Here is a 23,710-nt window from a genome sequence, read left to right as displayed (position 1 = left end):
TCAGAGGTGGAAGCGTGGTGACACGTGGAGCTGACTGATACTAATCGGTCGAGGACTTAACTAACAAGTTTGATCATGACATTATCTAGTTTTGAGGGTACGAAGTACAACTCTATATATCAGGTGATTATGGCAAAGAGGTCACACCCGTTCCCATACCGAACACGGCAGTTAAGCTCTTTTGCGTCGATGGTAGTTGGGGGTTTCCCCCTGTGAGAGTAGAACGTCGCCTGGTAACCAAAAACATCAGCTATTAGGCTGATGTTTTTTTGTGTTCAAATTTGGAAATGTCAGTTCTTATCATGACTTTATATATGGGGAGAAAATATGTAAAGTCTAAAAGACAAGCTTCAGAATTATTAACATGTTCGGATAAAAAATTAATAAGTTACTTTACTTTTGCTAAAAATTAATAAAGTAAACAATAATATTAATGCTGGGCAAACACCCTTAATTATAAATCTACATAACTTAGATTGAATGGAGGGAAAAAGATGAGAGGAAAAATACTCAATTATTATGCAGGGGGTAATACTGCAAAAGGGTTTTATAATCTCTATGACTCAGCTTTAGAGGATTTAGATAAACTATTCATTCTAAAAGGTGGTCCAGGTACTGGGAAATCAACATTAATGAAAACAATTGGAGAAATGATTGTAAATAAGGGAATCGATATTGAATATTTACATTGTTCTTCAGATACCAATTCAGTTGATGGCTTAATTATCCCGAAATTTCAAATAGGTATAGTAGACGGTACAGCACCACATGTAATTGAACCAAAAGCTCCAGGGGTTATTGAGGAATATGTGAATTTAGGTGTTGCTTGGGATTCTAAGAAATTATCCGTACACAAGGAAGCAATACTATCACTAAATGATGAAATTTCTAAGAAGTTTCAAACGGCATATGACACATTTGCGGCTTCGTTAAGGGCTCATGATGAGATTGAAGAAATTTATATCTCTAATATGGACTTTTTAGAAGCTAATAAACTGACTGACGAAATGATAACGCTATTTTATGGCAATGACAGTAATACTGAGAAAGACTCGAAAGTAAAACATAGATTTTTAGGTGCAGCAACTCCAAGTGGTGCGGTTGATTATATTCAAAATTTAACAGAAGAAATTGAAAAACGCTATTTTATTAAAGGTAGAGCTGGTTCCGGCAAATCAACAATGTTAAAGAAAATAGCGGCTGCAGGAGAAGAAAGAGGATTTGATGTAGAGATTTATCATTGTGGATTTGATCCAAACAGTCTTGATATGGTAATTATTCCGGAAAAAGGAATTGCGATTTTTGACAGTACGGCACCACATGAATATTTTCCTGATCGTGAAAATGATGAGATTATTGATATGTACGAAAGATGCATTACGCCGGGAACAGATGAGAAATACGCTACTGAAATCGAAAGAACAACGAATTCATATAAAGATAAAATGAAAGAAGCAATATCTTATCTGGCAGAAGCTAAAGTTTTTAGAGACGAATTAGAAGCGATCTATATTGGATCTATGGACTTTGCAAAAGTTGATAAAATCCAGAGTGAACTAATAGAAGAAATTGAAAGTATTATAAAGAATTAACTTTTTTATTTTGGAGTAAGAGAATGCTCGAAACAGGGTAGATTGGAAGTTCATTGTGATAGATGTAAATGGAAATATAGTTGATACATTTGAAAATAAAAATGAAAAAGAAATACACATAAAATGGTTCCCAAAAGCAGATCTACCAAACGGCACATATTATATCTCTGCTGATGTTACAACAAAAGATGGGTTCAAAGTAACATCAACTCCGACTAAAGTAACGGTTCTTCAATAAAAGTCAAGAATTGAAAAAGCTATCTTACCCATTTATTATAGGGATAGATAGCTTTTTTGTTTTTCTTTAATTTTTCGATACTATGAAATCCAAATAAGAAATAAAAAAATAACAGTAGCTATTAGTAATTTAATTAAAATAGACATCATAGAATGTGAAAAACTGAGTAAAACACGAACATTAAAATATTTTTTTATAAAATCATTCATATTTTATTGAAATAAATATGATAAATTGATACTATAGAGATAGGAAATTTAGCAAACCTCATATAAGTTTGGGAATATGGCCCAAAAGTTTCTACCTAGTAACCTTAAATTACTGGACTATGAGGGGAAGTTAATCACACGTGTACGTATTTAAGTATACGCCTAAGTAGATTATCTTTCCTCACCATAGAGGGATAATTCTATTTAGGCGTTTTTTGTTTAAAATTTATGATAAACATAAAAAAATAGCGAATAAACTTGGGGGATAAGCAGATGAAACCGGTAGTTGGTGTCATTATGGGGAGTACAAGTGATTGGGAAACAATGAAAAATGCTTGTGATGTGTTAGAAGAGCTAAATATAAGCTATGAGAAACGAGTTGTTTCGGCACATCGTACACCAGATTTAATGTTTGAGTATGCAGAATCAGCTAGAGAACGTGGTATTAAAGTAATTATTGCAGGTGCAGGCGGGGCTGCTCACTTACCAGGAATGGTAGCAGCAAAAACGACACTTCCAGTAATTGGTGTACCAGTACAATCAAAAGCTTTAAATGGATTAGATTCATTATTATCAATTGTACAAATGCCAGGTGGAGTACCTGTCGCAACTGTTGCAATTGGTAAAGCAGGTGCGACGAATGCAGGCTTACTTGCAGCTCAAGTATTAAGTATCCAAGATCAAGAAGTTTATTTAGCATTAGAAACTCGTCGTGAAAACACTACTAAACAAGTTCTAGAAAGCAGTGAATCACTATGAATAGCAAAGTAATTCTACCAGGACAAACAATAGGGATCATCGGGGGAGGCCAACTTGGAAGAATGATGGCGCTCTCAGCGAAAGAGATGGGCTATAAAATAGCTGTTTTAGATCCTACTCCAAACTCGCCTTGTGGGCAAGTATCTGATATAGAGATTACGGCTGAGTATTCTAATATAGAAGCAATTAAACAGCTTGCGAAAGTAAGTGATGTTATAACATATGAATTTGAAAATATTGATGTAAACGCACTTGAGTATTTAGATGAACATTCTTATTTACCTCAAGGTAGTGAGTTGTTAAAACTAACAAGAAATAGATTAACTGAAAAAACTGCTATTCAAAATTTAGGCATAAAGGTTGCTCCATTTCGACTAGTAGAAAATGAAGAGCAATTTTCTGAAGCTGTTACGAAAATAGGTTTACCAGCTGTTTTGAAAACGACAACAGGTGGTTATGATGGAAAAGGGCAAGTTGTTTTAAGATCTGAAGAAGACTTTGTTGAAGCGTTAGAACTTGTTAAAAAACAGCAATGTATTCTTGAGGGCTGGGTTCCTTTTGAAAAAGAATTGTCAATAATTGTCGCAAGAAATAGTAATGGAGAGGTAAGTACGTTTCCAATAGCAGAGAATGTTCATATAAATCAAATTCTGCATACTTCATCTGTACCGGCAAATACCTCAAAATTAGTAATAGAAACAGCAGAGAACTATGCAAAAAAAGTAGCTAGCTCATTTCATCTTGTAGGTGTTTTAGCAATTGAGTTATTTGTAACAGAAGATGAGCAGGTTTATATTAATGAATTAGCTCCGCGTCCACATAATACAGGACACTATACGATGGAGGCAGTTGAAACATCACAGTTTAAACAGCATATTCGAGCGGTTTGTAATTTACCATTAGGGAATACGGAATTACTAAAACCAGTTGTAATGGTGAATATATTAGGTGAACATGTTGAAGAAGTATTGAAAGTAATGCAAAATGATAGTACATTAAATGTCCATCTTTATGGTAAAGAAGAAAGCAAAAAAGGCCGTAAAATGGGACATATTAATATAATGGCAGCATCAACAGAACTAGCGATGCAAAAAGTACAAGAGTTAGGGATTTGGAAACAAAACCCGGTGGAGGTAAAAATATGATTGAACGTTATTCACGCCCAGAAATGGCAGCAATTTGGACAGAAGAAAACAAATTTAAAGCTTGGTTAGAAGTTGAAATCTTAGCATGTGAAGCATGGGCTGAATTAGGAGATATTCCTAAAGAAGACGTAAAAGTGTTACGCGAAAAAGCTTCTTTCGATATAAACCGAATTTATGAAATTGAAAAAGAAACACGTCATGACGTAGTTGCATTTACTCGTGCAGTTTCTGAAACATTAGGTGACGAACGTAAATGGGTACATTATGGCTTAACATCAACTGATGTAGTAGACACGGCACTTTCATACTTACTACACCAGGCAAATGATATCTTATTAAAAGATTTAGAGAATTTCATTGGAATTCTTGAAACGAAAGCTAAAGAACATAAGTACACAGTAATGATGGGACGTACTCACGGTGTACATGCAGAGCCAACTACTTTTGGACTAAAACTTGCATTATGGACAGAAGAAATGAAACGTAACTTAGAGCGATTTAAGAATGCGATTGAAACAGTTCGAGTAGGTAAAATCTCAGGTGCTGTTGGAACATACGCAAATATTCCTCCATTTGTTGAAGAATATGTTTGTGAAAAGTTAGGAATTCAAGCAGCTCCAATTTCAACTCAAACATTACAACGTGATCGTCATGCTCACTACATGGCAACATTATCTTTAATTGCTACTTCAATTGAGAAGTTTGCAACTGAAGTACGTGGATTACAAAAAAGTGAAACACGTGAAGTTGAAGAATTCTTTGCAAAAGGTCAAAAAGGCTCTTCTGCAATGCCACATAAACGTAATCCAATTGGATCTGAAAACATGACAGGTTTAGCTCGTGTAATTAGAGGTCATATGGTTACAGCTTATGAAAATGTATCACTTTGGCATGAAAGAGATATCTCACATTCATCTGCAGAAAGAATCATCTTACCGGATGCAACAATACTTTTAAATTACATGTTAAATCGATTTGGAAATATTGTTAAAAACCTTACTGTATTCCCTGAGAATATGAAACGTAACATGGACCGTACTTACGGATTAATTTATTCTCAACGTGTACTACTTGCTTTAATTGAAAAAGGAATGTCTCGTGAAGAGGCTTATGACACTGTTCAACCAAAAGCAATGGAAGCTTGGGAAACTCAAGTACAATTTAAAGAGCTTGTAGAAGCAGAGAATAAAATTACTTCTTTATTATCTCAAGAAGAAATTAATGATTGCTTTGACTACAGCTACCACTTAAGTCAAGTTGATACAATTTTTGAACGCTTAGGATTAAATTAATAAATATTGTTTGGCTAAGATAAGAGAAAAAAATTCTTAGCCAAACAATTCAAATAACAGATAAAGCATAAATTCTATTGGGTGTTTAAATGAGGATATGGGAGGCATTGTTAGCATGGCAGAGCAAGTAATGTTGTATGAGGGAAAAGCAAAAAGAATTTTCTCAACTGAGAATCCTGAAATTGTAAGAGTTGAGTACAAAGATTCAGCAACTGCATTTAACGGCGAAAAGAAAGCAGAGATTGCAGGTAAAGGTCGTTTGAATAATGCAATTACTAGTTTACTATTTTCAAAGTTAATGGAATCAGGTATTGCATCTCATTTCGTAGAAAAAACATCAGAACTTGAACAACTTGTAAAACGAGTAACAATTGTACCAATTGAAGTAGTTGTTAGAAATATCGTTGCTGGTAGCTTATCGAAACGTATGGGATTAGATGAAGGTGTTAAGTTAGAAAAGCCAATCATTGAGTTTTATTACAAACGTGATGATTTAGGTGATCCAATTATTAATGAAGATCATATCGCTGCACTTAAACTAGCAACAACTGAAGATCTTGAAACAATTAAAGAGATTGCTCTCCGTGTTAATGATGTACTAGTAGAACAGTTTAATTCATGTAATGTTCGATTAGTCGATTTTAAATTAGAGTTTGGCAAATTAAATGATGGAACAATTTTGTTAGCAGATGAGATTTCACCAGATACTTGCCGATTATGGGATAAAGATACAAACGCGAAATTTGATAAAGATGTATTCCGTAGAGATTTAGGTAACTTAACAGATGGATACGAAGAAATTTTAAAACGCTTAGGGGGATTATCATGTTCAAAGTAAGAGTATTCGTTACATTAAGAGAAAGTGTTTTAGATCCACAAGGAAATGCAGTTAAAAATGCACTTCATAGCATGAATTTTAGCGAAGTTCAAGATGTTCGTATCGGTAAATATATGGAATTATTGATTGATAAAAATGTTGCAGATTTAGATACTACTGTAAAAGAAATGTGTGAAAAGTTATTAGCAAACATCGTAATTGAAGATTACCGTTATGAGGTAGAGGAGGTAGTCGCACAGTGAAGTTTGCAGTAATTGTGTTCCCGGGCTCAAATTGTGATGTTGATATGTATCATGCAATCAAAGATGAGTTAGGCGAAGAAGTAGAATACGTATGGCATGATTCAACGAATTTAGATGAATTTGATGGTATCTTATTACCAGGTGGCTTCTCATATGGAGATTACTTACGCTCTGGCGCAATTGCAGGCTTTGCAAACGTAATGGATGCCGTGAAGAAAGCTGCTGCTGAAGGTAAACCAGTATTTGGCGTGTGTAATGGATTCCAAATCCTAACTGAAGCAGGTCTACTACCAGGTACTCTTAGACGTAATGAGAAATTAAAATTTATGTGTAAGCCTGTTGAGCTAGTTGTTGAAAACAATGAATCAATGTTTTCAACTGGTTATGAAAAAGGTCAAGTAATTACAGTACCAATCGCACATGGTGAAGGAAATTACTATTGCGATCAAGAAACGTACGAATCACTTAAAAATAATAATCAGATAATTTTCCGTTATCAAAATAATCCGAATGGTAGTTTAGATGATATCGCAGGAATTGTTAATGAAAAAGGAAATGTATTAGGAATGATGCCACACCCTGAGCGTGCAGTTGATGCATTATTAGGCTCAGCAGACGGACTTCAACTATTTCGTTCGATTGTAAGAAACTGGAGGGAAAACCATGTCGTTACTTCTTGAGCCAAATCCAATTCAAATTGAAAATGATAGAATTTATGCCACTATGGGCTTAACTGATGAAGAGTTTCAATTAGTCAAATCAATTATTGGTCGCAATCCGAACTATACAGAGCTTGGATTATTCTCAGTAATGTGGTCTGAACATTGTAGTTATAAAAACTCTAAACCGTTATTACGTAAATTCCCAATAAGCGGTGAGCATGTTTTACAAGGACCAGGTGAAGGAGCAGGTATTGTTGATATTGGCGATGAGCAAGCTGTAGTATTTAAAATCGAAAGCCATAATCACCCTTCTGCAATTGAACCATACCAAGGTGCTGCAACTGGTGTAGGTGGAATTATTCGTGATGTATTTTCAATGGGAGCACGTCCTGTTGCACTTCTAAATTCATTACGATTTGGTGAATTAGAAACTCCAAGAGTTAAATATTTATTTGAAGAAGTTGTTGCAGGAATTGCTGGATATGGAAACTGTATTGGTATTCCAACAGTTGGTGGAGAAGTAAATTTCGATCCATGTTACGAAGGCAATCCTTTAGTAAATGCAATGTGTGTTGGATTAATCAATCATAAAGATATTAAAAAAGGTCAAGCGCATGGTGCTGGAAATACAGTAATGTACGTTGGTGCTGCAACTGGTCGTGATGGAATTCATGGTGCAACTTTTGCTTCTGAAGAGTTATCTGATGCATCTGATGAGAAACGCCCAGCGGTACAAGTAGGCGATCCATTTATGGAGAAGTTATTACTTGAAGCATGTTTAGAAGTTGTTCAAAATGACGCACTTGTTGGTATTCAAGATATGGGTGCAGCTGGATTAACATCTTCATCTGCTGAGATGGCTTCAAAAGCAGGAATGGGAATTGAGATGAATCTTGATTTAGTTCCACAACGTGAAGCTGGTATGACAGCTTACGAAATGATGCTATCAGAATCTCAAGAACGTATGTTACTAGTTGTAGAAAAAGGTAGAGAGCAAGAAATCGTAGACTTATTTGAAAAGTATGATCTACATGCTGTATCTGTAGGCCGTGTTACGGATGATAAGATGCTTCGCTTACTTCATAAAGGTGAGGTTGTAGCTGAATTACCTGTAGATGCTCTTGCTGAAGAAGCTCCGGTATATCATAAACCATCAACTGAACCTGCATATTATGGTGAGTTCCAAGCGATGGAAAACTATATTCCAGAAATTAATGATTCAAAAGAAACGTTAAAACAATTACTTTCTCAACCTACAATCGCAAGTAAAGAGTGGGTTTACGGTCAGTATGATTATATGGTTCGTACAAATACAGTAGTTGCACCAGGTTCTGATGCTGCAGTGATCAGAATTCGTGATACAAAAAAAGCACTAGCAATGACAACTGACTGTAATGCACGCTACTTATATTTAGATCCTGAAGTTGGTGGGAAAATTGCAGTAGCAGAAGCAGCACGTAATGTAATTTGTTCAGGAGCTCGTCCTCTTGCAATTACAGATTGCTTAAACTTCGGAAATCCTGAAAAACCTGAGATTTTCTGGCAGTTAGAAAAAGCAACAGATGGTATGAGTGAAGCTTGTAATGTATTAAGTACTCCAGTAATCGGTGGTAACGTATCATTATATAACGAAACAAATGGTGAAGCAGTTTACCCAACTCCTGTAGTTGGTATGGTAGGTCTAATTGAAGATGTCGAGCATATCACGACTCAAAACTTTAAAACTGCTAGCGATTTAATTTATGTAATCGGCGGAGCAGAAGCTGAATTCGGTGGAAGTGAGCTTCAAAAATTATTAAATGGCAAAATCTTTGGTAAAGCACCAAGTATTGATTTAGCTGTTGAATTTAGTCGCCAAGAGCAAATTCTTGCTGCTATTCAAGCAGGTGTAGTTGCTTCAGCACACGATATTTCTGAGGGTGGTTTAGCTGTAGCGATTGCAGAAAGCACATTTGGCCCGTCAGAAGTTGGTGCAACTATTACGATCGAAGGAAATGAGGTTGTTTCATTATTTAGCGAAACTCAATCACGTTTCTTACTTTCAGTTAAACCTGAACATAAAGAACAATTCGAAGCATTAGTAGATGCAAAGTTAATCGGTACAGTTACAGAAGAAACATCAGTAACAGTTCGTAATGAAAACAATGAAACAGTTCTTCATGCTTCAGTGGAGGAACTGAAACAAGCTTGGAAAGAGGCGATCCCATGCTTGCTGAAATAAAAGGACTAAACGAAGAGTGTGGAATATTTGGAATTTGGGGGCATACTGATGCTGCCCAAATCTCCTACTATGGTCTTCATAGCTTACAACACAGAGGCCAAGAAGGAGCTGGAATTGTTGTAACGAATGGGAATGAACTTGAAGGTGCAAAGGGACTTGGCTTAATAACAGAAGTTTTCAGTAAAGGTCAATTAAATGATTTACACGGCAATGCTGCTATTGGTCATGTTCGTTATGCAACTGCAGGCGGAGGCGGTTATGAAAATGTTCAGCCTCTATTATTCCAATCGCATACTGGAAGCATTGCTCTTGCCCATAACGGTAATTTAGTAAATGCTTCAAGATTACGTAAAGACTTAGAGATGCAAGGTAGTATTTTTCAAACTACTTCTGATACTGAAGTACTTGCTCATTTAATTAAACGTAATGGCTCTGCTCCAATAAAAGATAGCATTAAAGCATCTTTAAATATGATCAAAGGAGCTTTCGCTTACTTAGTTCTAACTAAAGATGCAATGTATGTAGCTCTAGATCCAAATGGTTTTAGACCGTTGGCATTAGCTAAACTAGGTGACGCTTATGTTGTAGCTTCAGAGACTTGTGCTTTCGATGTAGTCGGAGCGAAATATATTCGAGATATTAATCCGGGAGAATTACTTATTATTTCAGATAATGGAGTCGAAACTGATCAGTTTACTTCTTCAGTTAATCACACTATTTGTAGTATGGAATATATTTATTTCTCTCGTCCTGATAGCAATATTGATAATATCAATGTTCATGCTGCACGTAAAAATATGGGGCGTGTATTAGCTAAAGAAGCTCCAGTTGAAGCAGACGTAGTAATTGGTGTTCCTGATTCAAGTATTTCTGCAGCAGTTGGTTATGCAGAAGAGTCTGGCATTCCATATGAACTTGGATTGATTAAAAATCGCTATGTAGGTCGCACATTTATTCAACCTTCTCAAGAACTTAGAGAGCAAGGGGTTAAGATGAAACTTTCTCCAGTTCGTTCAATCGTTGAAGGGAAACGTGTAGTAATGGTAGATGATTCAATCGTTCGTGGAACTACAAGCCGCCGAATCGTACAAATGTTACGTGATGCAGGTGCAAGTGAAGTTCATGTTCGTATTGGCGCACCACCATTGAAAAATCCATGCTATTACGGTATTGACACTTCTACTAGAGAAGAGTTAATTGCTGCAACTAATACAATAGAAGAAATATGCGAAGAAATTGGTGCAGATACATTAGAATTTATTAGTCTAGAAGGATTACTAAATGCTATTGGTAGAAATCATGAGGGACCAAATAGAGGTCAATGTACTGCTTGCTTTACAGGTAAGTATCCAACAGTAATCTATGATGAAAATGAATTAGTACATTCTCATAATTAAAAAAATAGAAGCGGTGAGCAGTCGCCGCCTCTTTTCAATTGAATCTATTCATAAGGAACTGAAAGGGGAAATCATCACATGGCGAATGCATATAAACAAGCTGGAGTAGATATCGAAGCTGGCTATGAAGCAGTGAACAGAATGAAGAAACACGTTCAAAAAACAATGCGTCAAGAAGTTCTTGGTGGATTAGGCGGATTTGGAGGAATGTTTGACCTTTCCAAATTCAATCTTAAAGAACCAGTTCTTGTATCAGGGACAGATGGAGTAGGAACAAAATTAAAATTAGCTTTCCAAATGGACCGTCATGATACGATTGGCATTGATGCAGTCGCGATGTGTGTGAATGATATTGTGGTTCAAGGAGCGGAGCCTTTATTTTTCCTAGATTACTTAGCAGTTGGAAAGGCTGTACCTGAACGAATTGAGCAAATTGTAAAAGGTGTATCTGATGGTTGCGTTCAAGCAGGCTGCGCTTTAGTCGGAGGAGAAACTGCAGAAATGCCTGGTATGTATCCAGAAGATGAATATGACGTTGCTGGTTTTGCAGTAGGAATTGCTGACAAGTCGAAGCTTGTAACAGGTCAAAACATTAAAGAAGGAGATATCTTATTAGGAATCTCATCAAACGGAATCCATAGTAATGGATATTCTCTAGTTCGTAAGGTTTTATTAGAAAAAGGTGGCTTAACGCTTGATCAACACATTGATAAATTAGGTCATACTTTAGGCGAAGAATTACTACGCCCAACTAAAATTTATGTAAAACCAATCTTAAATGTCCTGAAAAAGTTTGAAGTAAAAGGTATGGCACATATTACTGGTGGTGGGTTTATTGAAAATATCCCTAGAATGCTTCCAGAAGGAATCGGTGCAGAAATTGATTATGGTTCATGGCCAATCCAACCAATCTTTGATCTATTAGAAGAGATTGGTGAATTGAAGCGCGAAGAAATGTTTAATATTTTTAATATGGGTATTGGTATGGTTCTTGCGATTAGTGAAGAGAACTTACATGACACTATTAAACTATTAGAAGAAGACGGAGAAAAAGTATTTATTATCGGAAGAACAAAAGCAGGTGAAGGTGTTACCTTTGGCGGAGGTTCTCTGTAATGAAGAAGATTGCCGTATTTGCTTCAGGAAATGGCAGCAACTTTCAAGCCATTCTTGATGCAACTCTAAACGGAGAAGTAAATGCTGAAGTGAAATTACTTGTTTGTGATCGTCCCAATGCATTTTGTATCGAACGAGCAAAGCAAGCAAATATTCCATCATTTATATTTTCAGCGAAAAACTATGAATCAAAAGAGCAATATGAAGGTGAGATTATTGCCCATCTTAAAGAGTTAAATGTCGAATTTATTGTATTAGCTGGCTATATGCGATTGATTGGTTCGACAATTTTAGACTCATTTCCCGGGAAAATTGTAAATATTCATCCTTCATTTCTACCATTATTTCCTGGAAAAGACGCAATTGGTCAAGCTCTCCTAGCTGGTGTCGAATCGACTGGAGTAACGGTTCATTATGTCGATGAAGGAATGGATACTGGTCCAATTATTGCGCAAGAAGAAATTCTGATTGAAAAGGGGGATTCTAAGGAGTCTCTTGAGCAGAAGGTTCATAGTGTCGAGCATGTTTTATATGTGCAAACACTAAAAAAATTGTTTAGTTAACTAGATTAGATATAGAGCATGAAATCGATTAGATAGGGGAATGTATCATGAAAAAACGAGCTTTAGTTAGCGTTTCAGATAAACAAGGGATTATTGAATTTGTAAGTGGATTAATTAAACATGATTTTGAAGTTATTTCAACAGGTGGAACTTTTAATTTATTAAAAGATGCTGGATTAAATGTAATTGGTATTTCAGAAGTAACTAACTTTCCAGAAATTATGGATGGTCGTGTAAAAACATTGCATCCTTCAATTCACGGAGGTTTACTAGGCGTTCGTTCAAATGAAGAACATATGCGTCAAATGAACGAGTTAGGTATTCAGCCAATTGATTTAGTTTGTGTAAATTTATATCCGTTTAAAGAAACAATCATGAAGCCCGATGTTACATTTGAAGATGCAATTGAAAATATCGATATCGGTGGTCCTACAATGCTTCGTTCAGCAGCTAAAAATCATGAGTTTGTATCTGTAGTGGTAGACCCAACAGATTATGAAGTAATTTTAGCTGAGTTAGCTGAAAATAATACGGTTTCTATTGATACGAACCGTCGATTAGCTGCTAAAGTTTTCCGTCATACTGCAGCTTATGATTCATTAATTTCTAATTATTTAACAGAGCAAGTAGGAGAAGAAAATCCGGAAAGCTATACTGTTACTTACGAATTAAAACAATCTTTACGATATGGTGAAAATCCTCACCAAAAAGCGACATTCTATCGTGCTCCAATGCCAACAGTTTCATCAATTGCTTATGCAGAGCAATTACATGGTAAAGAGCTTTCTTATAACAATATTAATGACGCAAATGAAGCATTAAATATTGTTCGCGAATTCTCTAATCCAGCTGTTGTCGCTGTAAAACACATGAATCCTTGTGGAGTAGGCGAAGGCACTACAATTGAAGAAGCTTATGATCGTGCTTATACTGCTGATCCAGTTTCAATTTTTGGAGGAATTATTGCGACAAACCGTGAAGTTGATGCTACAACAGCTAAGAAGATGCATGAATTATTCTTAGAAATTATTATCGCTCCTTCATACAGTGAAGAGGCTTTAGAAATCTTAACTAGTAAAAAGAACTTACGTTTATTAACAGTGGACTTAGAAACTAAGCCTACGTTTGCACCTAAATTAACAACAGTTCATGGTGGCTTATTACGTCAAGACATGGATACATTTGGATTAGATGATGCAACAATTACAGTCCCTACAAAACGTCAACCGACTGAAGAAGAGTGGGAGAATTTAAAATTAGGTTGGAAAGTTGTAAAGCATGTTAAATCAAATGCGATTGTTTTAGCAAAAGATCATATGACAATCGGTGTTGGTGCAGGTCAAATGAATCGCGTTGGAGCTGCAAAAATTGCGATTGAACAAGCTGGCGAAAAATCAAATGGCGCGGCGTTAGCTTCAGATGCATTTTTCCCTATGAATGATACAGTAGAAGCAGCGGCTAAAGCTGGTATTACAGCAATTATTCAACCAGGCGGATCAATCAAAGATGAAGATTCAATTAAAAAAGCTGATGAATATGGAATTGCAATGGTCTTTACAGGGGTTCGTCACTTTAAACATTAAGAAATAAGGAGATGACAAGATGAAAGTATTAGTCATTGGTCGCGGAGGCCGTGAGCATACAATTGCTTGGAAGGTAAATCAATCGGAGAATGTAACAGACGTATTTGTTGCTCCAGGAAACGATGGAATGATTGATGTTGCAACACTTGTCAATATTGATGAAAGTGACCATGAAGCACTTATTGCATTTGCAAAAATGGAAGAAATTGATTTAACAATCGTTGGTCCTGAAGTTCCTTTAATGAACGGAATTGTAAATGATTTTCGAGCTGCTAATTTAAAGATTTTTGGTCCAACTAAGGAAGCGGCAATTATTGAAGGAAGTAAAAGTTTTACAAAGGATTTAATGAAAAAATATGCTATCCCAACTGCGGCTTATGAAACGTTTACTAATTTTGAAGAAGCAAAAGCATATGTTGAAAAAGTAGGTGCACCGATTGTTATTAAAGCTGATGGATTAGCAGCTGGTAAAGGTGTAGTTGTAGCGATGACAATTGAAGAAGCAATCATCAGCCTTCATGACATGCTTCTTGATGAAAAGTACGGCGATGCAAGTGCATCTGTAGTAATTGAAGAATATTTAGAGGGTGAAGAATTCTCGCTAATGTCGTTTGTTAACGGGAATAGTGTTTATCCTATGGTAATCGCTCAAGACCATAAACGTGCTTATGATGGAGACAAAGGACCTAATACGGGTGGTATGGGTGCGTATTCGCCAGTACCACAAATCTCAGAGTCAGTTGTTGAACAATCTTTAAAAGAAATAGTAGTACCAGTCGCAAAAGCAATGATTTCTGAAGGAAGACATTTTACTGGAATACTATATGCAGGTTTAATGTTAACAAGCCAAGGACCTAAAGTAATCGAGTTTAATGCAAGATTTGGGGATCCAGAGACTGAAGTTGTATTACCTCGTTTAGAGAGTGAGTTAGCTGAAGTGTTGTTAGGAATATTGAATGAAGAAAAAATCCATTTAGAATGGTCTGAGGAAGCTGTTGTCGGTGTTGTACTTGCTGCAAATGGATATCCTGAAGTTCCTGAAAAAGGTGCTGTAATAACTGGATTAAATAATGTAAGTAATGAAACGATGGTTTTCCACGCAGGTACAAAACTTGAAAATAATGAATTTCTTACAAATGGTGGTAGAGTATTAATTATTGCACATAAAGGAAGCTCCATTAATGAAGCTTGCGAAAATGTATATAAGCAAATTGATACAATTCAATCAACTGGCTTATTCTATCGCCACGATATAGCGCATAAAGCAATTAAAGTAAATAATTAGTAAGAAAGGGTCGTCATTTATGATCAATGACGACCCTATTTCTCGTTAAAATAAGAACTAGTGTTCTATTTTTATCTATACAATCTACTCCATTTTTGATAAACTACTTTATGAAGGTTGAATGTAATCTTCGAATGTATCTCCCTCGTCGTGTTTATCTGCCATAATCTTACATTTCTTACCTAGAGCAGTCATTGGGCAAAAACGTAATACTCCCTCTGCAACTTTCATGGCACCGATTATGATCAAAATGATGACAGAATTACTACATCTTCTGCGTGTAAGCTTGGCTGTACCATAAGCTAAAATTGTTAAGCCAGCAGTTATACGTATAAGTGCATTTATAATGCTAATATTTGGTCTCAACAGTAACTCCCCTTATAATAAGTATCAGTGACTAAATCACTCTTTACCATTTTTCCCTTTAATTGTTTCAATATCATAGGAAACAATTAGTATTAATTACTTAAAATGGGAATGTAGGGTTACTTTTCCTTTTTAATAAGATACAATACATTTATATTTTTGATAAAAAGTACTTAATAAAATAGATAAATTAATGTTAAAAAACAATTCCGGAGGACAAAATGTACGATTATTCACAATGGAATCACATATTTAAATTAGATCCAAACAAAGAAATCTCTGATGATGAATTAGAAAAAATTTGTGAGTCAGGAACGGATGCAATTTTAGTTGGTGGAACGGACGATGTAACGTTAGATGCTACGATATCTCTACTAGTTAGAATAAGACGCTATGCAGTACCATGTATTTTAGAGGTGTCAAATCTTGAAGCCGTAACTCCAGGGTATGATTTTTATTTTATCCCGACAGTTTTAAATAGTAATGATCCAAAGTGGATTGTTGGAATGCATCAACAAGCAATGAAAGAATTCGCTCATTTAGTTCATGCTGAAGAATTGGTGATGGAAGGTTATTGTATATTAAATGAAGATTGTAAGGCTGCAAAGCTGACAAGTGCAGTGACAGATCTTTCAGTAGAAGATGTTGTAGCTTATGCGGAAGTTTCTGAGCAATTATTAAAATTACCGATTTTTTATTTAGAATATAGCGGCACATATGGTTCACCACAAGTGGTAGAAGATGTATCAAAAGTATTAAACAATACGAAATTATTCTATGGTGGGGGAATTTCATCAACTCAACAAGCAATTGAGATGAAGCAATTTGCTGATACAATTGTTGTTGGGAACATTATATATGAGAACATACAAGAGGCTTTACTTACTGTGAAAGCTGTGAAAGAAGGAGCGACTAAGTAATGAAAACAGCAGAAGAATTATTGCAAGGTTTAAATCCAATGCAAAAAGAAGCCGTTAAAACGGTTGATGGTCCTTTATTAATTATGGCTGGAGCAGGTTCAGGTAAGACTCGAGTATTAACACATCGAATTGCGTATTTATTAGGTGAAAAAGGTGTTGCTCCTTGGAATATACTTGCGATCACATTTACAAATAAAGCAGCTAGAGAGATGCAAGAGCGTATTTTTAATCTAGTTGGAAAAGATGCAGAAGATATTTGGGTTTCAACATTTCACTCAATGTGTGTACGTATCCTTCGTAGAGATATTGATCGTATTGGCTTCAATAGAAGCTTTTCTATATTAGATACAACTGACCAATTAACAGTAATTAAAAATATCCTTAAAGAGAAAAACTTAGATTCAAAGAAATTTGATCCACGTAGTATTCTTGGAACTATTAGTAGTGCAAAAAACGAACTACAAACTGCTGCAGATTATACAAGAGATGCTTTTACTCCATATGAAAAAGTTGTTGGAGAAATTTATGCATCTTATCAAGATCGACTACGTAAAAATCATTCTTTAGACTTCGATGATTTAATTATGATGACAATTAATTTGTTCGAACGTGTTCCAGAAGTACTACAATATTATCAACGAAAATTTCAATATATTCACGTGGATGAGTATCAAGATACAAACCATGCTCAATATAAAATTGTAAAATTACTTGCCGAGCAATTCAAAAATATTTGTGTTGTAGGTGATTCAGACCAATCAATTTATCGCTGGCGTGGAGCAGATATTTCTAATATTCTATCATTCGAAAAAGATTACGAAAAAGCACAAGTTATTCTGTTAGAACAAAACTATCGCTCGACTCAAACGATTCTTGATGCAGCTAACGCAGTTATCACGAATAATTCAAATCGTAAAGCGAAAAAGCTATGGACAGAAAATGGACAAGGTACTCCAATTCATTATTTTAGAGCTGCCTCTGAACAAGACGAAGGATATTTCGTAGCCGGTAAGCTAGCCGAGTGGAAAAAAGAAGGCGTTCGTCAATATGGTGATGTTGCAATTCTATATCGTACGAATGCACAATCACGTGCAATGGAGGAAGTTTTAGTTAAGTCTAATATTCCTTATAAAATGGTCGGCGGAGTAAAGTTCTATGATCGTAAAGAGATTAAAGATATACTTGCTTACTTAAGATTTATTGCCAATCCAGATGACGAGATCAGTTTTTCAAGAATTATTAATGTGCCAAAACGTGGTGTAGGCGCGGCGTCTGTAGATAAAATTATTAACTATAGCATAATGAATGACTTATCTTTATCTGATACTTTAGAGCAAATTGATTTTGTTGGATTAAGTGGAAAAATCACGAAAGCAGTCGGAGATTTCCATGCTATGACGAAAAACTGGCAACAGATGCTAGATTATTTATCAGTAACTGAACTAGTTGAAGAAATACTTGATAAAACAGGCTATATCCAAGTATTAAAAGATGAAAATACAATAGAATCTGCTTCTAGAATCGAAAATATTGAAGAGTTTTTAACAGTTACAAATGCTTTTGAAGAAAGCAGTGAGGATAAAAGTTTAGTATCATTTTTAACTGATTTAGCATTAGTTTCTGATATCGATCAAGCGGATAAAGAAGAGTCACAAGCAGATGAGGTTATACTTATGACGCTTCACTCTGCAAAAGGGTTAGAGTTCCCGGTAGTCTTTCTAATCGGTTTGGAAGAAGGTATTTTCCCACATAGCCGTTCTTTAATGGACGAAGAAGAAATGGAAGAAGAAAGAAGATTAGCATATGTAGGTATTACACGTGCGGAAAAGGATTTATATATTACAAATGCTCAAACACGTACACTATATGGTCGCACTAGTGTAAACCAAGAATCTCGCTTTATTAATGAAATTCCTGATGAACTATTAGATCGTGCAAATAAGAAAGTAGTAACTGAACGCCGTGTTGTTTCAAGACCAGCAGTGGCAATGAAAACAACAGGTGGCGAGTCACTTGGTTGGCGAGTTGGAGATAAAGCTTCTCATGGTAAGTGGGGCATTGGTACAGTTGTAAGTGTAAAAGGAGATGGCGAAGCAATGGAGTTAGATATTGCATTCCCAAGTCCTGTTGGTATTAAGCGTTTATTAGCAAAATTTGCTCCAATTACGAAAGCATAGAAGGGATGGAGAGCTCTTGGATCAAAAAATCATTGATAAAGTTGAAGAACTAAGAACAAAATTAAATCAATACAACTATGAGTATTACGTATTAGATCAGCCATCAGTGCCAGATGCCGAGTATGACTCACTATTACATGAATTAATTGGATTAGAAGAACAATATCCTACTATTTTAACACCAGATTCTCCATCTCAACGTATAGGTGGACAGGCAATTGATTTATTCGAAAAAGTCGTTCACAGTCATCCAATGTTAAGTCTAGGAAATGCGTTTAATGAAGGAGATTTAAGAGATTTCGACCAAAGAATTAGACAGGATTCAGCGGGAGTATCTTATGTTTGTGAACTTAAAATAGACGGTTTAGCCGTTTCACTTCAATATGAAAATGGATTGTTTGTAAAAGGTGCAACTCGTGGTGATGGTACAGTTGGGGAAGATATTACGCATAATTTAAAGACGATTAAAGCAATTCCATTAAGACTTTCTGAGCCAATTACAATAGAAGCTCGTGGTGAAGCATTCATGCCAAAAGCTAGCTTCGAAAAGGTTAATGAAACGCGTGAAAAGAATGGGGAAGAATTATTTGCAAATCCAAGAAATGCAGCGGCAGGTTCATTACGCCAACTTGACCCGAAAATTGTTGCAAAGAGAGATTTATCGTTCTTTGTTTATGGATTCCCTACAGCTGAAGAATTTTCAATTCAAAAGCATAGCGAAGCCTTAGACTATCTTCATAAACTTGGATTTAAAACAAATACTTTCCGCAAAACATGCCATACAATTGAAGAAGTAATTGAGTATGTTGAGGAATGGAAAGAAAAACGCCCATCGCTGCCTTATGAGATTGATGGAATTGTTATAAAAGTGGATGAATACAGTACTCAGAAAAAGTTAGGATCAACAGCTAAAGTACCAAGATGGGCTATTGCATATAAGTTCCCAGCTGAAGAGGTTGTAACAAAATTAGTAGATATCGAATTGAGTGTTGGACGTACAGGTGTGGTAACACCAACTGCAATTTTGGAACCTGTTCGTGTTGCAGGAACGGTAGTAAAACGTGCATCGCTTCATAATGAAGATTTAATTAAAGAAAAAGACATTCGAATTGGTGACTCAGTCGTTATTCGCAAGGCTGGAGATATTATTCCTGAAGTAGTAAATGTACTATTAGATCGTCGTACTGGTGATGAACAGCCTTTTGCAATGCCAACTCACTGCCCTTCGTGTGATCATGAGTTAATAAGAGTGGCAGGTGAAGTAGCACTACGTTGTGTAAATCCTTTCTGTCCATCTCAAATTCGTGAAGGATTAATTCATTTTGCGTCTCGTGATGCAATGAATATCGATGGTTTAGGCGAAAGAGTAGTATCGCAATTATTCGATGCTAATTTGATTAAGACATTTACAGATCTTTATCTTCTATCGAAAGAACAATTATTATCGCTAGAACGATTTGGAGAAAAGTCAGCAGATAAATTAATTTATGCAATTCAAGCTTCTAAAGAAAATTCACTTGAAAAATTACTATTTGGTTTAGGTATTCGTCATGTTGGAGCTAAAGCAGCAAAAACATTAGCACAGCATTTCCAAACAATTGATCGACTCATGGAAGCATCGGTTGAGGAAATTACCGGAATTAATGAAATTGGTTCTAAAATGGCCCAGTCAATCAATGATTATTTTTCACAAGACGAAGTAAAAGAACTTATTTCAACGTTTAAAACTGTTGAAGTAAATACTGAATATAAAGGGATTCAAGTAGAAAATATTAATAAGGATTCTCTTTTTGCTGGTAAAACAGTAGTATTAACTGGTAAGCTAGAACAGATGACTAGAAGTGAGGCTAAGAAACAATTAGAAGCACTTGGAGCAAAAGTAGCTGGAAGCGTTAGTAAGAGTACTGATTTAGTCATTGCAGGTGAGGCTGCTGGATCGAAATTAGATGCTGCACGTAAATTAAATATCGAAGTTTGGGATGAAGAGAGAATGATTAAAGAGCTTCAACCACAATAACTATATCAATCAACTAGAGGGCGGATTAATGAGATATTAGTTCGTTCACTTAATAAGTAGAAGGTGTGAGTTAGATGAAAAAACGTATAGGAATGCTCCTATGTTGTTTTTCGCTCATCTTATCTGGCTGTTCATTATCAATAAAGAATGAAGATAAGGTTGTACAAGAGAGCAATAACAAAAAAGGGGAAGACGCAATCATACCCCGTTATTCAATTTCAAATGATTACTACAAGACAATACTTCCATTTAAGCCGAGTAAAACAAGAGGTGCTGTCGTTGCAAATATCGATAATAGACTTGATATTAGTGAATTTGAATTAGGTTTAATGCGAATTGTACAAGAGCAATATTCAACAAAAGATTACTTGTATCAAGAAGGACAATTATTAAGTAAAAAAACAGTGGAATCTTGGCTAAAAAGGAAGTATACTCCTTCACAATTTAAACAAAAACAAGATGCACTTAAGAACGCAAATTTAAAACCGAGTTCGATTACAAATGATGGATTGAATCCAATTCAAACGGACACAAAAAATCTTACTGAAGATCAAAAGGCTAAACAAGCTCCGATCTTTTTAAATTCTATTTTAGAGCAGGATTATCTTAAAAAGAACGGAAAAGAAGTTAAAGTTGAGGGAGTAGCAATTGGTTTAGCAATGAACTCTGTTTATTATTATCAAGAGGAACATGGCTACCCAAGAGAACTTAAAATTCCTCAAGATGAAATGATTAAACAAGGTAAAGCGATTGCTCAAGAAATTTTGACGCGAGTGCGAAAAATGGACGAATTTAAAGATATACCAATCACATTTGCTATTTTCCGTCAGCAAAGCCAGTCATCTGTAGTACCTGGAAACTATGTTGCTATGACTTCAGTTTCTGGAAATGACTTCTCGATTAGTAATTGGGATAAAATAAATGAGAAGTATTATTTATTCCCTTCAGCTGCTGCGACTGCAGATTACCGAGATGATGCAATGAAAATGGTTAATTTTAAATCAGATATAGAAAATTATTTTCCGAATTATACTGGTGTTGTAGGCACTGGTTTTTATAAGGATAATGAATTAATACAACTAAAAATTGATATACCTATGCAATTTTATGGTAAGGCAGAAGTCATAGCTTTTACCCAATATGTAGCGGGACTTATGATGGACCATTTCCCTTCATACTTAAAGGTTGAGACGAATATATTCTCATCAAATGGACAGGAAGCACTCATCGTAAAAGAAGTAGATGCTAAGGAACCAAGTGTGCATATTTATAACTAAAAGGAAGAGGACTACTCTTCCTTTTTTTTATTTAAGGGAAGAATCTGTAAGCGTTTCATATTTGAAGAATATATAGGAATATTGTATTATGTAAATGTGAGTTTTTTATTCAGTAGTTATTCTACTAGCAATTTACTGAAAAGACTGATAGAAAAACGGTTACAGTTATTGCTATTTTCAAACTAAAGGGGGATTTATTCAATGGTTATACCTTACAAACATGAGCCATTTACTAACTTTGGCTTAGAGGAAAATCAAGAACAATACAATCAAGGATTAGCAAAAGTTTCATCTTATTTAGGTGAAAAGTATCCACTAATCATTGGTGGAGAGCGTATCTTTACAGAAGAACAGATCGTATCTGTAAATCCTTCAAATCATAAAGAAGTTATTGGTTCTGTATCTAAAGCAAGCCGTGACTTAGCTGAAAAAGCTATGCAAATTGCTGATACAACTTTTAATACATGGAAAAAAGTTAAACCTGAAGTTCGTGCTGACATCTTATTCCGTGCGGCTGCGATTATTCGTCGTCGTAAACACGAATTCTCAGCTTTATTAACTAAAGAAGCTGGTAAACCTTGGAATGAAGCAGATGCTGATACAGCTGAAGCAATTGATTTCTTAGAGTTCTATGCTCGTCAAATGTTACAATTAAAAGACGGAATTCCTGTTGAAAGCCGTCCTGGTGAATACAACCGTTTCAACTACATTCCATTAGGAGTTGGCGTTGTAATCTCTCCTTGGAACTTCCCATTCGCAATCATGGCTGGAACAACTGTAGCTGCTGTAGTAACAGGTAACACTGTTCTATTAAAACCAGCAAGTACAACTCCAGTAGTTGCTTACAAATTCTTAGAAGTATTAGAAGAAGCTGGATTACCTGCAGGAGTAGTAAACTTCGTACCAGGTAGTGGTGCTGAAGTTGGAGATTACTTAGTTGATCACCCACGCACTCGTTTCGTCAGCTTTACTGGTTCTAAAGAAGTAGGTATCCGTATTTATGAGCGCGCTGCAAAAGTAAACCCAGGTCAAATCTGGTTAAAACGTGTTATCGCTGAAATGGGCGGTAAAGACACAATGGTAATTGATAAAGAAGCTGATTTAGAATTAGCTGCTAAATCAATCGTTTCATCTGCATTCGGATTCTCTGGTCAAAAATGTTCAGCATGTTCTCGTGCAGTAATTCACCAAGATGTGTATGATCAAGTTCTTGCTCGTGCAATCGAATTAACAAACGAATTAACTGTTGGAAACCCAGAAGACCGTTCAACTTACATGGGTCCAGTTAATGACCAAGCTGCTTTCAATAAAGTAATGAGCTACGTACAAATCGGACGTGAAGAAGGCCGTGTAGTAACAGGTGGAGAAGGAGACGATTCTACTGGTTGGTTCATCAAACCAACAATCGTTGCTGACGTTAAAGAAGATGCTCGTTTAATGAAAGAAGAAATCTTTGGACCAGTTGTAGCATTCTGCAAAGCTAACGACTTTGATCACGCTTTAGAAATTGCTAACAACACTGAATACGGTTTAACAGGTGCTGTAATCTCTAACAACCGTGCAAACATCGAAAAAGCACGTGAAGATTTCCACGCTGGTAACTTATACTTCAACCGTGGATGTACTGGTGCAATCGTTGGTTACCAACCATTTGGTGGATTCAACATGTCAGGTACTGACTCAAAAGCAGGCGGACCAGACTACCTAGTTCTTCACATGCAAGGTAAAACAACTTCAGAAATGCTTTAATTAATAGAGTAAAGGTTTGTTTTATTGACATCCTTTATAAGAAGTAACCCCACAGAGAAGTT

The 23,710-nt window shown here is 35.7% G+C and carries 20 protein-coding genes, 1 rRNA gene and 1 riboswitch; of the genes, 20 read left to right on the top strand and 1 reads right to left on the bottom strand.

Annotation, left to right across the window (positions count from 1 at the left end; translation table 11 throughout):
• Positions 1–119 precede the first annotated feature (119 nt).
• The 15 genes from rrf (at position 120) to purD (ending at position 15,142) form a co-directional block, all read left to right on the top strand.
• Positions 120–235 (top strand): 5S ribosomal RNA (rrf, locus tag ACFVR2_RS16565).
• 259 nt (positions 236–494) lie between these two features.
• The gene (locus tag ACFVR2_RS16560; protein WP_387363857.1) at positions 495–1,592 is read left to right on the top strand and encodes a PRK06851 family protein; all 1,098 of its coding nucleotides are present in this window, start codon (positions 495–497) and stop codon (positions 1,590–1,592) included.
• Positions 1,593–1,647: 55 nt separating this feature from the next.
• Entirely contained in the window at positions 1,648–1,830 is a 183-nt protein-coding gene (locus ACFVR2_RS16555; protein ID WP_387363855.1) for a hypothetical protein, read from the top strand.
• A 247-nt stretch (positions 1,831–2,077) separates the two neighbouring features.
• Positions 2,078–2,179, top strand: a riboswitch (purine riboswitch).
• 133 nt (positions 2,180–2,312) lie between these two features.
• Positions 2,313–2,798: a 5-(carboxyamino)imidazole ribonucleotide mutase gene (gene purE, locus ACFVR2_RS16550; protein WP_387363852.1), complete on the top strand. Its 486-nt coding sequence runs from the start codon at positions 2,313–2,315 to the stop codon at positions 2,796–2,798.
• Entirely contained in the window at positions 2,795–3,943 is a 1,149-nt protein-coding gene (gene purK, locus ACFVR2_RS16545; protein WP_387363849.1) for a 5-(carboxyamino)imidazole ribonucleotide synthase, read from the top strand. The genes purE and purK overlap by 4 nt, the downstream gene beginning before the upstream one ends.
• Positions 3,940–5,235, top strand: coding sequence for an adenylosuccinate lyase (purB, locus tag ACFVR2_RS16540; RefSeq protein ID WP_387363846.1), 1,296 nt, complete (start codon positions 3,940–3,942; stop codon positions 5,233–5,235). Before purK ends, purB begins: the two co-directional genes overlap by 4 nt.
• Before the next feature lie 115 nt (positions 5,236–5,350).
• The gene (purC, locus tag ACFVR2_RS16535; RefSeq protein ID WP_387363843.1) at positions 5,351–6,073 is read left to right on the top strand and encodes a phosphoribosylaminoimidazolesuccinocarboxamide synthase; all 723 of its coding nucleotides are present in this window, start codon (positions 5,351–5,353) and stop codon (positions 6,071–6,073) included.
• The gene (gene purS / locus ACFVR2_RS16530) at positions 6,061–6,315 is read left to right on the top strand and encodes a phosphoribosylformylglycinamidine synthase subunit PurS (RefSeq protein WP_069032645.1); all 255 of its coding nucleotides are present in this window, start codon (positions 6,061–6,063) and stop codon (positions 6,313–6,315) included. Before purC ends, purS begins: the two co-directional genes overlap by 13 nt.
• On the top strand, positions 6,312–6,995 hold the full coding sequence (purQ, locus tag ACFVR2_RS16525) for a phosphoribosylformylglycinamidine synthase subunit PurQ (RefSeq protein ID WP_387363840.1): 684 nt from the start codon (positions 6,312–6,314) through the stop codon (positions 6,993–6,995). Before purS ends, purQ begins: the two co-directional genes overlap by 4 nt.
• The gene (gene purL, locus ACFVR2_RS16520; RefSeq protein WP_387363837.1) at positions 6,979–9,198 is read left to right on the top strand and encodes a phosphoribosylformylglycinamidine synthase subunit PurL; all 2,220 of its coding nucleotides are present in this window, start codon (positions 6,979–6,981) and stop codon (positions 9,196–9,198) included. Before purQ ends, purL begins: the two co-directional genes overlap by 17 nt.
• Positions 9,183–10,595 carry an amidophosphoribosyltransferase gene (purF, locus tag ACFVR2_RS16515; protein ID WP_387363834.1) on the top strand — a complete coding sequence of 471 codons (1,413 nt, stop codon included), beginning with the start codon at positions 9,183–9,185 and terminating at the stop codon, positions 10,593–10,595. The genes purL and purF overlap by 16 nt, the downstream gene beginning before the upstream one ends.
• Before the next feature lie 78 nt (positions 10,596–10,673).
• Positions 10,674–11,711: a phosphoribosylformylglycinamidine cyclo-ligase gene (purM, locus tag ACFVR2_RS16510; protein WP_387363831.1), complete on the top strand. Its 1,038-nt coding sequence runs from the start codon at positions 10,674–10,676 to the stop codon at positions 11,709–11,711.
• The gene (gene purN / locus ACFVR2_RS16505) at positions 11,711–12,274 is read left to right on the top strand and encodes a phosphoribosylglycinamide formyltransferase (protein ID WP_387363828.1); all 564 of its coding nucleotides are present in this window, start codon (positions 11,711–11,713) and stop codon (positions 12,272–12,274) included. Before purM ends, purN begins: the two co-directional genes overlap by 1 nt.
• 47 nt (positions 12,275–12,321) lie before the next feature.
• Entirely contained in the window at positions 12,322–13,857 is a 1,536-nt protein-coding gene (gene purH, locus ACFVR2_RS16500; RefSeq protein WP_387363825.1) for a bifunctional phosphoribosylaminoimidazolecarboxamide formyltransferase/IMP cyclohydrolase, read from the top strand.
• 19 nt (positions 13,858–13,876) lie between these two features.
• Complete coding sequence (gene purD / locus ACFVR2_RS16495) at positions 13,877–15,142, top strand: phosphoribosylamine--glycine ligase (protein WP_387363822.1); 1,266 nt, start codon at positions 13,877–13,879, stop codon at positions 15,140–15,142.
• Positions 15,143–15,250: 108 nt separating this feature from the next.
• Here the strand turns inward: purD and ACFVR2_RS16490 are convergent, their stop codons facing one another.
• On the bottom strand, positions 15,251–15,508 hold the full coding sequence (locus tag ACFVR2_RS16490) for a YgaP family membrane protein (protein WP_069032652.1): 258 nt from the start codon (positions 15,506–15,508) through the stop codon (positions 15,251–15,253).
• A gap of 221 nt (positions 15,509–15,729) precedes the next feature.
• On the opposite strand from ACFVR2_RS16490, the gene pcrB reads away from it, so the two are divergent.
• The 5 genes from pcrB (at position 15,730) to pruA (ending at position 23,648) form a co-directional block, all read left to right on the top strand.
• On the top strand, positions 15,730–16,428 hold the full coding sequence (pcrB, locus tag ACFVR2_RS16485; protein ID WP_387363818.1) for a heptaprenylglyceryl phosphate synthase: 699 nt from the start codon (positions 15,730–15,732) through the stop codon (positions 16,426–16,428).
• On the top strand, positions 16,428–18,605 hold the full coding sequence (gene pcrA / locus ACFVR2_RS16480) for a DNA helicase PcrA (RefSeq protein WP_387363815.1): 2,178 nt from the start codon (positions 16,428–16,430) through the stop codon (positions 18,603–18,605). Before pcrB ends, pcrA begins: the two co-directional genes overlap by 1 nt.
• 16 nt (positions 18,606–18,621) lie before the next feature.
• On the top strand, positions 18,622–20,622 hold the full coding sequence (gene ligA, locus ACFVR2_RS16475) for an NAD-dependent DNA ligase LigA (RefSeq protein WP_387363812.1): 2,001 nt from the start codon (positions 18,622–18,624) through the stop codon (positions 20,620–20,622).
• Positions 20,623–20,696: 74 nt separating this feature from the next.
• Entirely contained in the window at positions 20,697–21,899 is a 1,203-nt protein-coding gene (locus tag ACFVR2_RS16470) for a CamS family sex pheromone protein (RefSeq protein ID WP_387363809.1), read from the top strand.
• 201 nt (positions 21,900–22,100) lie between these two features.
• The gene (gene pruA, locus ACFVR2_RS16465) at positions 22,101–23,648 is read left to right on the top strand and encodes an L-glutamate gamma-semialdehyde dehydrogenase (RefSeq protein WP_387363806.1); all 1,548 of its coding nucleotides are present in this window, start codon (positions 22,101–22,103) and stop codon (positions 23,646–23,648) included.
• The last annotated feature ends 62 nt before the right edge of the window (positions 23,649–23,710 follow it).

Origin of the sequence: Gottfriedia sp. NPDC057991, from assembly GCF_042886615.1 — a bacterium.
GTDB lineage: Bacteria > Bacillota > Bacilli > Bacillales > Bacillaceae_G > Gottfriedia.
The sequence above is the reverse complement of the archived record's forward strand: the minus strand, read 5'-3'. Positions and strand labels throughout refer to the sequence as shown.